Origin of the sequence: Sphingobium soli (genome assembly GCF_020782245.1) — a bacterium.
Lineage (GTDB): Bacteria > Pseudomonadota > Alphaproteobacteria > Sphingomonadales > Sphingomonadaceae > Sphingobium > Sphingobium soli.
Window position 1 is genome coordinate 1 of record NZ_JAJGNP010000008.1, and the last position, 12,238, is coordinate 12,238.

8 protein-coding genes and 1 pseudogene are annotated in these 12,238 nt (G+C 61.7%); 4 read left to right on the plus strand and 5 right to left on the minus strand.

What is annotated here, in order from left to right; translation table 11 throughout:
* Window positions 1-58: 58 nt before the first annotated feature.
* The 3 genes and pseudogenes from LL253_RS11165 to LL253_RS11175 all read right to left on the minus strand — a co-directional run.
* Window positions 59-436 (minus strand): annotated as a pseudogene (locus tag LL253_RS11165) (glycosyl hydrolase family 28-related protein); the annotation flags it as partial.
* Window positions 437-513: 77 nt separating this feature from the next.
* Window positions 514-3,414 (minus strand): TonB-dependent receptor plug domain-containing protein, encoded by a 2,901-nt coding sequence (locus tag LL253_RS11170; RefSeq protein ID WP_228227278.1) that lies wholly within the window; start codon window positions 3,412-3,414, stop codon window positions 514-516.
* A gap of 195 nt (window positions 3,415-3,609) precedes the next feature.
* Window positions 3,610-6,639 (minus strand): glycosyl hydrolase family 28-related protein, encoded by a 3,030-nt coding sequence (locus LL253_RS11175; protein ID WP_228227279.1) that lies wholly within the window; start codon window positions 6,637-6,639, stop codon window positions 3,610-3,612.
* Between the two features lie 223 nt (window positions 6,640-6,862).
* Here LL253_RS11175 and LL253_RS11180 point away from each other — a divergent pair, with 223 nt between their 5' ends.
* The gene (locus tag LL253_RS11180) at window positions 6,863-7,342 is read left to right on the plus strand and encodes a gluconokinase (RefSeq protein WP_228227280.1); all 480 of its coding nucleotides are present in this window, start codon (window positions 6,863-6,865) and stop codon (window positions 7,340-7,342) included.
* Window positions 7,343-7,354: 12 nt separating this feature from the next.
* Here the strand turns inward: LL253_RS11180 and LL253_RS11185 are convergent, their stop codons facing one another.
* Window positions 7,355-8,032 carry a FadR/GntR family transcriptional regulator gene (locus LL253_RS11185; protein ID WP_009823590.1) on the minus strand — a complete coding sequence of 226 codons (678 nt, stop codon included), beginning with the start codon at window positions 8,030-8,032 and terminating at the stop codon, window positions 7,355-7,357.
* 43 nt (window positions 8,033-8,075) lie between these two features.
* Window positions 8,076-9,422, minus strand: a complete 1,347-nt coding sequence (locus tag LL253_RS11190) for a GntP family permease (protein WP_009823589.1) — start codon at window positions 9,420-9,422, stop codon at window positions 8,076-8,078.
* Window positions 9,423-9,706: 284 nt separating this feature from the next.
* On the opposite strand from LL253_RS11190, the gene LL253_RS11195 reads away from it, so the two are divergent.
* From LL253_RS11195 to LL253_RS11205, 3 genes are all read left to right on the plus strand, one after another.
* Complete coding sequence (locus LL253_RS11195; RefSeq protein WP_009823588.1) at window positions 9,707-10,012, plus strand: helix-turn-helix domain-containing protein; 306 nt, start codon at window positions 9,707-9,709, stop codon at window positions 10,010-10,012.
* Between the two features lie 61 nt (window positions 10,013-10,073).
* Window positions 10,074-11,174: a Gfo/Idh/MocA family protein gene (locus LL253_RS11200; protein ID WP_228227187.1), complete on the plus strand. Its 1,101-nt coding sequence runs from the start codon at window positions 10,074-10,076 to the stop codon at window positions 11,172-11,174.
* A complete protein-coding gene (locus tag LL253_RS11205; RefSeq protein WP_228227188.1) occupies window positions 11,171-12,178 on the plus strand; it encodes an SMP-30/gluconolactonase/LRE family protein in 1,008 nt (335 codons plus the stop codon). The genes LL253_RS11200 and LL253_RS11205 overlap by 4 nt, the downstream gene beginning before the upstream one ends.
* Window positions 12,179-12,238 lie beyond the last annotated feature (60 nt).

Genomic DNA, 12,238 nt, shown 5'->3' on the forward strand with positions numbered 1-12,238 from the left:
ACACATCAATCTAACCGGGGAATATCGCTGGCCCAAATCCTTAGCGTAGGATTCCGCCCCCTCCCGCAAACGCCCCCAACATCAGCATATGGGCGACCCCCCGCTGAAATCCTGGCGTATTCGCGCCAAGGAGGATGATCGGCCGTTGCGCGCCAATGCCGAAAATCCGCACGCCGGGATACAGAAATAATGTCCGGCTGATGCGATAGGTGCCGGCGGGCAGGAAAACGATACCGCCCCCGGCAGTCGCGGCTTGGTCGATCGCTTGCTGGATTGCGGCGCTGTCGTCGGCACGACCGTCGCCTACGCCCTTCACTGTGACGGCGCGGGGTTCATCCGGGGCCGTCATGTAAACGGATGGCGACGCCAGCGCCGGCTGCGCGCCCGCCAGGCACAACAGCATGGATGCGCAAGCTCCACTCAATCCGTATTTCATGCAACGCTCTCCACTGGGAAAAATATGTCCCGGCCGTGCAGGGCCGGGACAGGTGGGTGGGGACTGGGAATATCAGATCAGAAGTTGAAGCGCACACCCGCACGATAGATGCGGCCCAATGTGTCATAGAGCGCCGGGTTGATGTCCAGACCGGTGTTGGTCTGCGGCGATGCGACGGGATCTTTATCGAACAGATTGTCGACCTTGCCGTAGATCGATACCTGATCGGTGATCTTGTAGGTCGCGCCCACGTCCATGTAGAAGGCGCCCTTCATCTTGTTATAGTTGATCGTCGGGTGGTTGCCGGTCGACACGGGGCAACTGGACTTACAGACGACATATTGGTTGCCAAAAGTGCCGTCGCTGAACCAGCGTTCCTGCACCGTCAGCGTCAGCTTGCCGGTGTCGTAGGTCTGGACGGCCAGCCATTTCCAATCCGGGGTGGCGCCATTATTGGCCCCGGCCTGATCGACTGGATCGACCCCGGCGATGCCCGCATCGACGATGAACTTGCGGATGTGAGTGCCCAGCGCGCGAACGGTGAAAGTGCCGGGCAGGCCGAGCGGCTGTTGCCACTGGTAGCTTGCCTCTATGTCAAAGCCACTGGTCTTCCAGGAAGCCAGGTTGAACGGCTGGACGTTAACGAAATTCTGCTGCTGGTTCGCATTGTCGAGACTGAATCCCCCGCAGAAGGCTTGATTGCCTTCAAAGCAGAATTGCACGATCTGCTGCGCGGAAAGGCTGGACACGACGCCGTTCAGCTTGATGTTGTAATAGTCGAAGGACAGGCTCAGGCCAGGCGCCCAGGACGGCCGGGCAAGGACGATGCCGACTTCGGTGTTGCGCGCAATCTCCGGCTTCAGGTTCGGATTGCCGATCGTGTTCTGGAAGGTCGATACGGCGACGTTGCGGAACGGGTCGTTGAAGTTGGGCAGCGTCGTCACGGTCGGCGCGGCAAACAGTTCCGACAGGTTCGGCGCCCGCACGTCGCGCGATGTGACGGCGCGCAGGCGAATGCCGTCCAGCGGCGTGTCCCATGTGCCGCCGACCTTCCACGCCCAGACCGTGCCGGACGTGCTGTAGTGGGTGCCGCGGCCCGCCGCATTCAGGTTCGCGCGGCCCGCCCCCTGACTGTCGAAAAGCGGGAGATTGATTTCCAGGAAGCCTTCATAAACTTCATATTTGCCGCGGCCATTCTTGTAATTGCCCGCCGCCCAGTTGCTGCCGAGTTCCGAATTGAGCAGCGGATCGGCCGGATAATTTTCATCATTAGGGCTGAGCGGCGACACGCCCGCCCCATAGGGATCGGCGTTGACGCGATAGAATTCGCGCCGATATTCAGCACCGAACGCGACTGCGAGCGGGCCTGCCCATAGCTCGACCGGTTCGCCCGAAAAGTTGGCGCTGACCACGTCCTGCGTCAATTTGGTGTGTTGGAACGGGCCATTTTCATGCGGCGCGACATAAGCCAGCGCTGACGCGGAAGGTGTGAAGTTGCCGAAGATGTTCATCGGCACACAGCCATTGGCCCGCGCGACCGGATCACGGCACACGACTGCGCCGTTCAGGTTAATGGCATCGGCCGTTGCGACATAGCGATTTTGCAGGACGATATCGCGGACGCGAATGTCGGAAATGGTGATACCATGTTCATAATAGGCGTCGTAATTCCAGTCAGTCCCGCCCAAACCGAACTGTCCCTTGAGGCCGCCAACGAAGCGATATTGTTTGCGGTCAGTATAGACCTGCGGATCGGGCAGTTGCGCGTTGGAGGAGCCGAAGGCGAAGCTAGTGACACCCGCCGCTGCACATTGGTCGCGGATCGTCTGCGGCAGGAAGGCATTGTCGCACTGGACGGTCAGGTTGGCGCGGCCATAGCCGGGGCTTGGCTGGTTGTTGGTCTTCACCTGCGCGATATTGACCGTCAGATAAGCTTCATTGTTGTCGGCAAAGTCGTAGCCCAGGCGCGTATAGCCATTGATCCGCTCCAGCGATGATTTGAGCGATGCGCCAGAACCTGGCGCGCCCGACAGGTCGCCGCCCTGGCAGAAGCTGTTCCCCTGAAAACAATTGCTAACCCGACCATTGCCGAGTGGCTGGCCATTCGATCCATATTGGAAATTATAGGGCGTGCCGTTGGCATCGAAGGCAATGCCCTGGAGCGGGCCATTGTTGATCAGGCCATAGCGAGCATATTGGTATGGCTGCGCATAGTCGCCATAGACATATTGTGGCAGGCCATTGTTGGTCTGCCCCGTATTGAACAGCGTCGTGGCGCGATACCAGTCGCGGCTGCCGGCAAGGTCGGTGCCGAAATCTCCTGCGTCCACGCCGCCTTCATGGTCATATTCGCCACTGACGACGAAATGCAGCCGTCCATCCATCGCCGATGTACCATAGGCCGCCTGGACCAGCGCGGTTTCATCGTCGCCATATTTGGTGATGCTGCCCAGGATGTTGCCCTTGAACCCTTCAAATCGGGTGTCAGTGATGAAGTTGACAACGCCGCCAACCGCGTCCGATCCATAGGAGGCCGATGCGCCGCCCGTCACCACGTCAACGCGCTTGACAAGCAATTGCGGGAACATCGAAATGTCGGGAACGCCGGTCACGTTCGCGCCGACGACACGCTGCCCATCCAGCAGGGTGAGGGTGCGGATGGTCCCCAGTCCGCGAAGGGAGAAGGAGCTGAGGCCTTGCTGGCCGCTCGACGTGCTGAACGTACCGGTGGCGGCGCCCGTCGATCCCTGAAGCGACGGCAACTGTGCGATCGTGTTGAACACATTGGGCTGCGCGTTATTGGCGATCTGCTCCTCGCCGATCACCGTTGTGGGCGTGGGCGCGGTGAAGCCGCTCGTCGTGATACGCGATCCGGTGACTACGATATCCGCCGCTCTCTGCTCGGACGTGGTTTCAGCTTCGTCCTGGGGAGCGACGTCGGCGACGGCCTGTGCGTGCGCCAGGCTCGACAAAGCCATGAACGTTACCGCTACCAGACTTGCGCCCATGCGATGGCGACTGATGGACTTCCTCACCTTCCTTGATCCTTCCCTCTGTCAGCCGCCCTCCCAGGGTCGGCCTCGCCTTGTGCGGCGATTATCGGTGTTCCTATCGCAGCTGCGGTTCCAGGGCACTTACGACATAGGTCGTAGACGCCCCGAAAGCGCCTGATTTCATGGCTTTGCCGCGTACAGCGCGTGATGCGTCAGGATGAAAAGCGTTCGCTTGTCCGGGCCGCCGAACAGGATCTGAAGTGGTCGATCGGGCACATCGATCCGACCCATCTGCGCGCCGTCGGAACCGTAGACAAAAATCTGTCCATTGGCGACAAAGACGCGCCCCTGTCCGTCCACCGCAACGCTTTCCCCGCCGCGATTGGCGAAGGGCTTGAGGTCCACAAGCGCGCCACCCTTTCCGATCGCCCCGCTATAGGTGACATTTTCGGATGCGTTCGTCACGAATATCCGCTCACCCATTTTCCCACTGACAAAGCCGTTCGCATTGAGCCCGTCGGACCAGCGCCAACCGGTGTGATCGATCGGCCCTTGCTGCCACACGCGAAAAGCCGGCAGCGCCAGGCTGCCGTCGGGGGAAACATATTCCTGTGCCTTGGGCGTGCCGACGTCGCGCGCGAACATTTCGGCCAAAGTCGTGAACTCGTAGCTTTTGTGATCGAGCTGATCGCGAAATTCGCCATTATTCCACCAGTTGACTGGCAGCAGCGTGCGCTTCCGGGCGGTAGCCCGAACCGGGGTCGGCTGGATGAGCGTCAGCTGGTCGAGCGGCCCTTCGGGATCTATCGAATAGACTCCGGCCTTAGGACCGAGCGAAGAGAGCACGAGCAGGTGGTCCGATGCGTCCACCGCCAGATTGACCGGATCGAGCGCCTGGTCACGGACGATCTCCAGTCCCTTCGCCTCGCTCCAGCGGTGGATGCGCTGGAACCGCCGGTCGATGAAATAGAGCGCGCCCTTCGTGTCCACCGAGGCCCCGGAAATGGACCAGAAGCCATCTTCCAGCTTCTCGACCGGCGCCATGCTCGCAGTAGGTGTCGGAATCGTCCGGCCGGCCGCGCCGATGTCGAGCTTGGCGAACTCCCGCTCCCGCACGAACAATTTACGGGACACATCCTCGATCGCGTTGTCGAACGGATATTTGCTCGCACGCAGGAACGTTCCGCACCCTTCATCGTCGCAGGTCGCATAGCCGCTTTCGGCATTCACATGGACATTGCGGAAACGAATGTCGCTGGAGTTATACAGCTTCACCGCGCTCTTTTCAGGCGCATAGGTGCGGGTGACGCGATAGCCGTGATAATTGGCGAACAGCAGATTTTTCGAATTGCGGATGTCGAGCGAAACGGCATCCGGCCCATCGCCCACTTCCTGCTCGGTCTGGGGCGCCAGAAATTCCCAGTTCTGCACATTGTCGAGCACGAACTCATTGCGGGCATGATGTTCGACCGACATTTCATAGACATGACCGGGCGTGCTGGTATCGCTGATGTAGAAGCCGGCCTGGGCAAAGCTGTTGGGGCTCCAGACGTCTGCAAATGTTCCCCCGCCCCCATCCGTTACCCAGATGCTGGGATATTGCGCATCCAGCCGATGGTCGGTGACGGGGTCGCCGGTATGCACCGTCAATGATCCCAGCATCTTGCCATCAGCGGTGGGCGTGCCGCCCCCGCCCATGATCTTGACGTCCTCTACCAGGCTTTTTTCGCCCGACCGCCACAAAAGGGCCGACGCACGCGGATTGACGCGGCCCGTGAACAACCCCAGTCCCGACAGGATATTGTCCCCGTCCTTGCGGCTCTCCAGAATCGGCAGCACCGATCCCAGCCCGGCATGACGCGGATTTTCGTCGGGAATATAGAGTTGCGTGATGGCAGGGTGCAGGCCAATCAAAATACTGTCCGGCCGCAGCGTCAGCCTGTCCGTGACCTTGTAGAAGCCGGTCGGAAAATAAAGGATCGGATGGGCATTGATCGCCTTTTGTATAGCGGCGGTATCGTCCGCCTTGCCGTCGCCTACGATCCCCAACGTGCGGACATTGACCCAGTCCTGCATCGGCGGCAGGTCGCGAATGGCAGGCGCGCGCCGCGCCGGCAGGGCGGGCAACGCCTCGATCTCGGCATCGGTGCGATATTCGCCGACATGACCCAGATCCGGCACCATCAAGCCATAGGAAAAGGATGCGACCTTATAGGCATCGCCCTTGCCATCGACCGTGCGCCCGCTCTGGCGGAAGCGCGCGAAGACCGGGCTGTTCTTGGCCAGCGCATTTTCAAAACCGATCTGGGTGAAAACGTTGTTTTCATTTGAGATGACCACGCCTGCTTGGCTGACATTTTCGAACCGGACATCCTTGCCCCACAGGCTATCACCATAGCCCCGGTCGACCTCGATCCCCACCGGCGTGTTGCGGATGGCGACATTGACCATGGTGAGATCAACTTCATGCTCGCGGATCGCAGCGTCGCGCTGGCCATCGAAGGTTGAATCGATCAACGTGAATTGCCAGGCGGGAGAGGTCTTTTCCGTGACGATGCCATAGCGGCCGCCCTGGAAATGGACATTCTCTATGATGTTGCCGGCCTGATAGACGCCGGCAAATCCATCGCCCAGGCGAAATTCCATATGGCTGAGGAAGGCGTGCTGCGCCATGTGGAAGCGCACCCCGGCAGCCGCAGGATTACCCGCGCCAATCTCTATATCGACATTGCTCATCGCCGAATAGAAAGTGCCGGAATTGGCATCGCGCACGACCTTGTCGCGCGGAACGATGGTGGGCACCGGCACGGGCACGTCGCCGACGCGATATTGATCGCCGCCGCCAAACACCATCATCGTCGACACACCCTGTTGGAAACCGGGAGTCCTGGCCCCCAGCAGGATGACGGGCCGCGTCGGCCCCACGCCATAGATGCGCACGCCTGGCGGCACGATGAGCGTGCGGGTGATCCGATAGGTGCCCGAAGGCAGGAAGACCATGCCGTGGCCGGTCTTGTCACGCGCGCTGTCGAGCGCTTGCTGGATCGCGTCGCTGTCATCCGCCCGACCGTCGCCCTTGCCCGCGACGGTGACGGCGGTTGGCTCCTGGGGCGCGGTGGGAAAAACCGAAGGTTCGGCGGCATGTGTCGCGTTCACGCCTGCCATCGCGGTTGCGGTCAGCAGCGCCGCCATGATGTTGCGTCGGATCATCATCGCCTCTCCCAAATATCATTGCATCCAAGGATAAGGGCTAAAGGAGCATGGCGGCTGGGGCACTTGCGACAAAGGTCGTAGTTTTCAGGGGTTGGCCCCAGATCCTATAGCATGGTCGACCATGGCGATGCCTGTGCAGGGGTTGTCGCGCCGATTGCGAGGACCTGCTTTGCCGCCCCTATCCGCCTCTGACACCACCCCGCATTTTGCCGTCATCGTCATGGGGGTCAGCGGTTGTGGTAAATCCACGCTCGGATCGCTGCTGGGAACGGCTCTCGACGCCCCCTTTCTGGAAGGGGATGATTTTCACGCGCCCGAAGCGGTAGCCAAGATGCGGGCGGGCCAGGCGCTGACCGACGATGATCGCTGGCCCTGGCTGGATCGCATTGGTGTGGCCGCCAATGCCGCTATTACCGATCGGGGCCGAACGGTAATAGCCTGTTCCGCGTTGCGCGCGGCTTACAGGGCTCGGCTGCGCGCCGCCATGGCAGCGCCCGTGCGGTTCATCCTGCTAGAAAATAGCCGCGAACGCCTGCTTGCGCGACTGGCGGCCAGGGCGGACCATTATATGCCGACTAGCCTGCTCGACAGCCAGCTGGCTACGCTGGAGCGCCCCGACGAGGACGAGGGCGCCATGATCCTGACGACGGATGCCGACCCTTGCGCCCTGCGCGATGCTGCGCTGCGCTGGCTGCGCTGAGTCGTCGCGGCGTCAGGGCATCAGCCTCCGGCGCCCCTCCCATAAATGCCAGCGCATCGCCAGCGCCGCACCCTCGGGGTCTTGCGCCCGGATGGCGGCGACGATCACCTCATGTTCGCGCAGCATTGTTTCGACGACTTCCGGGGGGCGAGACCGCGAAATGTCGACGCCCGCGCGCATGATCTTTTCCACATCGGGCCACAGCGCGTCGAACGCCTGAATGAAGGCGAGATTACCGGTCGCCGCCGCGATCCGCCGGTGCAGGTCCATGTCTTCGGCATGAGCCGGCTCACTGGACAGCAAAGCCTCGCGCAGCAACGCCATGCCTTCCTCCACATGCGCCATTTCCTGCGCGGTTCGGCGTGTTGCCGCCAGCCGGGCGGCCTCCGCCTCCAGCACAAAACGCACTTCATAACTGCCCAGCGTCGTGGACAATTCACTCATCGGCATGAAGGCCGCCAGCCGCTCGGAAGGCCGGCTCTTGACGAAGGACCCGGCGCCTCGCCGCGCCTCCGTGATGCCGTCTGACGCCAGCCGCACCAGCGCTTCGCGCACGATCGCGCGCGACACCCCAAAGGTTTCCGCGAGCTTCGCCTCCGATGGCAGCCGCGCGCCAACCTCCAGATTTTCCGACTTGATGATCTCGACGATGCCGGCATAGGCCTGATCGGATAACCGGATCTGGCTCATGACGTCGCTCGTCTCGCTGCGATGGCCATGGCGGCTTCGCTCCCTAAAATATGCTGCTCGCCAGCATTACCAGCAGCAGGCCGACCACCGCCACCACCGTTTCCATGATGGACCAGGTCTTGAACGTCCCTGCCATGTCGGTGCCGAGATAGCTTTTCACCAGCCAGAATCCGGGATCGTTGACATGGCTGAAGAACAGCGATCCTGCGCCAATCGCCAGCACCATCCATTCGGGCTCCACGCCCGACGCGGCGACCAGCCCCTGCATCACGCCCGCCGTGGTGATCGTCGCCACCGTCGCCGATCCGGTCGCAAGGCGGATGCAGACCGATACGCCCCAGGCCAGCACCAGCGGCGAAATCGCGCCGCCGTCGGCCAATCTCACGAGAAGGTCGGACAGGCCGGCGGTAACCAGCACCTGCTTGAGCGCGCCGCCCGCACCGATCGCCAGGATGATGCCGCCGGCCGGCGTCATGGCCTCGGTCCAGATCGCGCCCTGGATACGGCTTTCGGTGATGCGCCGGCCAAACAGCAAGGGCAAAGCGACGAGCGTGGCCACCAGCAACGCGACAACCGGGTCGCTGACCCAGGCAAGCCAGGCGAAATGAACCGCAACGGACGCTGGCATAAGCGCGACCGCCTGGCCCGCGGCGATCAGGACCACGGGCAGCAGCACGGCCGTCAGCGCCCGTCCCACCGATGGCGTGGGTACATCGGCGCGGACCGGGTCTAGCAGCGGGGGGCTAAGTTTCACCCCCGGCGCGGTGAAGCGCGCCAATAATGGTCCCGCGATGATCGCGGTCGGAATGCCAACCATTAGGCCGTACAGAAGCGTCAGGCCCAGATTGGCGCCCAGGGCATTGACCGCCAGCAATGGCCCCGGATGCGGAGGCACCAGTGCGTGGACAACGGACAGGCCCGACAGGGCGGGGAGCATCAGGCGCAGCTTTGCCGTATCGCCATTCTGTCCCGCTGGCAGTGCCGCCGCAGCCGACGCGACGATCGGCAGCAACAACACCAGGCCCGTCTCGAAAAACAGCGGCAGGCCGATGACGATGGCCGTGAGAAGGCTCGCCCAGGGTGCCCCGCGCGCGCCCGACAGCCGTAACGCCGCACGGGCAAGGCCGCCCGCCCCGTCGGACAATTGCAACATTGCTCCCAGCCCCAGGCCAAGCGCGACCACCAGTCCGGTGCCGCCAAGGATGGCGCCCGCGCCCTTTTCGACCGCCTTGGCCGTTTCCTCCATCGGAAGTCCTGCCAGAAGGCCCACGGTAAATGCGCCGCAGAGCAACCCCACGAAGGGATGCAACCGCCCGCGTATGATCAGGATGATGGACAGCGCAATGCCGACGATGGCGGCAGCGATCAGGCGATAATCGGCGGGGGTCATGGGCGGCACTCCCTCAGGTCGTGAAAGCCGCGATCAAACCGACGCAACGCTATCGTCATCCTCTCCCCCCATGTTGTCGCTATCCTGAGACTCGCTGCAAATCTGGAACTTGCCTCTGAATCTGTTAGACAGATTTAGTCCATTTCAGGCCGATATCCAGACAAAATATGGTAATATGCAATATTTATGCTTGAACCTGTATGACTAGTCCTCATAAGATACCGCTAACGAGTCCTATTCAGAAGCTCATTGAAAATTTCCGGATCGGAACAGGGAGAGGGAAGATGCACGTCGCCTCGAATCCGCACGGCTATCGCGTTCAGGACAAGGGCCCGCCTGCGCCCGCGGCTCTGGCTCCGCCACGGCTCACCCCAACCCAGATGAAGGTCATGCGCTGCGTCTATTCCGGCCTGCTCAACAAGCAGATCGCCTATGAATTGGGCATGGCCGAAGCGACGGTAAAGGTGCATATGACCGCTCTCATGCGCAAGCTCAACGTGCGTAACCGCACCCAGGTAGCGATTGTCGCCAGTTCGCTCGCTTGGCTGCCGGACGCATCAGAACGGCCCGCTGACCACGTCTCGGACTGAACGCGAAGGCCACTATTCGCTGCTCGAAAGGGGCACGCGCGACGCCAGGGGAGGATGGGTTATGGACGGATCGCGACGGTCGATACTGAAAACTGTCGGCGCAGGGCTCGCGCTCTCTGGCCTTGGCGCCACGCGCGTCCGCGCAGCGCAGCGACCGATCGGCTATGCCATTGTCGGGCTTGGTTCTTATGCGACACGGCAGATCATGCCCAATTTTGCCGGCTGCGACCATGCCCGACTTGTGGCGCTGGTCAGCGGCACGCCCGAAAAATTGCAACGCTATGGCGAGCAATATAATATCCCTGCGACGCACCATTACAGCTACGCCGATTATGATCGCATCCGGAACAATCCAGACATCGACGTGGTCTATGTCGTGCTGCCCAACAGTATGCACGCCGAATATAGCATTCGCGCGGCGCAAGCCGGAAAGCATGTCATGTGCGAAAAGCCCATGGCCATATCGGTCGCCGAATGTCAGGCGATGATCGGCGCCAGCCGCAAGGCGGGCAAGCTGTTGATGATCGGATATCGGTCGCGGTTCGAGCCCTATAACCGTTTGGCTATTGATCTGGCGCGGCGCGGTCATGTGGGGCCGACGCGCATCATCACGTCCGAACATGGGTTTCCGATAAAGCCTAATCAGTGGCGGCTCGATCGGCCCTTGTCGGGTGGCGGATCACTCATGGACATCGGCATATATAGTCTCAACGCGACGCGATATCTGAGCGGCGAAGAGCCGGTTTCGGTCAGCGCGATCGAGGCGACTGATCGATCCGATCGGCGTTTTCGCACCGTGGAAGACAGGATCAGTTTTCTGCTGCGCTTCCCTTCGGGGATCGAGGCGACCTGCGTGTCCAGCTACAGTTCGGCGCATAATGCCTATCGCGTTGTTGGCACCCAGGGCTGGATCGATATGGAACCCGCGACCCCTTATGAAGGCCATGCCATGCGTATCAGGAAGGACGGCGTGGTCAGCCCGCGCGTGCTACCAGCACCGTCTAAAAATCAGTTTGCTGGCCAGCTTGATCATCTTGCGGAATGCATCATGAACGGAACGACCCCGATCGTGCCGGGTGAGGAAGGCCTAGCCGACCTGCGCGTCATCGAAGCCATCTATCGCTCGGCCGCAGAGGGGCGCACCATCGCCATGACTGCATGATAGGCCGTCGGACATTCGTCACGGCTCTGGCCATGCTGCCACTGGCGCAAACGCTGGCACGCGCGGCGGACGATGCCACAACGCCCGGAATCGACCGGTTGGATCCCGCACTGGATCGCATCCTCGCGCCGGACGCGCGGGTCGACATCATTGCACGGGGCTATCGCTGGGCTGAAGGCCCGGCCTGGGTCTCTCAGGGCAACTATCTGCTGTTCAACGATCCCCCCTCCAACATACTATATCGTTGGACCAGGGCGCAGGGCGTGACGCCCTTTCTATCCCCGTCAGGTTTGCAGACATCCGTACCGGAAGGAATAAGAGAACCGGGTCTCAACGGCATTGCGATCACGGCTAGCGGCATGCTGGTGGGCGCGGACAGCGGTACGCGCGCGATCGTTCAGATCGACCTGCGCACCCGGCAGCGCAGGATTTTGGCGGATCGTTATGAGGGGAAGCGGTTCAACAGCCCCAACGACCTGTGCGTCGCGCCGTCCGGGGCGATCTATTTCACGGATCCGCCCTATGGATTGGCGCAGGCGGATGATTCGCCGTTGCGCGAACTGGATTTCTGCGGGCTTTACCGACTTGATCCGGACGGCAGTGTCACTTTGCTCGATCGCAGCCATCGGCGTCCCAATGGCGTCGGCCTTTCGCCTGACGGAACCACCCTTTATCTCGCATTGTCCGATGAAAAGCGCCCTGTGCTGCTGGCCTATCCGCTCGACGCAAAAGGACAGACAGGCACGCCTCGCCTGTTCCTGGATATGCATGCCGAGCTTGCCACCGGCGATCCGGGACTGCCCGACGGCATGGACGTTGGGCCCCACGGCCATGTCTTTGCCACCGGCCCGGACGGCGTGCATGTTTGCGCGCCTGATGGCCAGCGGCTTGGCATCATCCGCACTGGCAAGGCAATCGCCAATTGCTGCATCGGGGAAATGGGCCGGACGCTATTCCTGACCTCCTCCGACATGCTGGCGATGGTGCCTTTGCGCACAAGCTGAACGGGTTCGACTGCATTTACGTCCAAGGCTCGACAGCTGGAACTGATAGCGCTATCAGTT

What these genes read in the sequence shown, in the direction of transcription:
- LL253_RS11175 (WP_228227279.1), bottom strand. Translation starts at nt 6,639, where the DNA reads ATGATCCGACGCAACATCATGGCGGCGCTGCTGACCGCAACCGCGATG.
- LL253_RS11190 (WP_009823589.1), bottom strand. Translation starts at nt 9,422, where the DNA reads ATGACCCCCGCCGATTATCGCCTGATCGCTGCCGCCATCGTCGGCATT.
- LL253_RS11200 (WP_228227187.1), top strand. Translation starts at nt 10,074, where the DNA reads ATGGACGGATCGCGACGGTCGATACTGAAAACTGTCGGCGCAGGGCTC.
- LL253_RS11170 (WP_228227278.1), bottom strand. Translation starts at nt 3,414, where the DNA reads ATGGCTTTGTCGAGCCTGGCGCACGCACAGGCCGTCGCCGACGTCGCT.
- LL253_RS11185 (WP_009823590.1), bottom strand. Translation starts at nt 8,032, where the DNA reads ATGAGCCAGATCCGGTTATCCGATCAGGCCTATGCCGGCATCGTCGAG.
- LL253_RS11205 (WP_228227188.1), top strand. Translation starts at nt 11,171, where the DNA reads ATGATAGGCCGTCGGACATTCGTCACGGCTCTGGCCATGCTGCCACTG.
- LL253_RS11195 (WP_009823588.1), top strand. Translation starts at nt 9,707, where the DNA reads ATGCACGTCGCCTCGAATCCGCACGGCTATCGCGTTCAGGACAAGGGC.
- LL253_RS11180 (WP_228227280.1), top strand. Translation starts at nt 6,863, where the DNA reads ATGGGGGTCAGCGGTTGTGGTAAATCCACGCTCGGATCGCTGCTGGGA.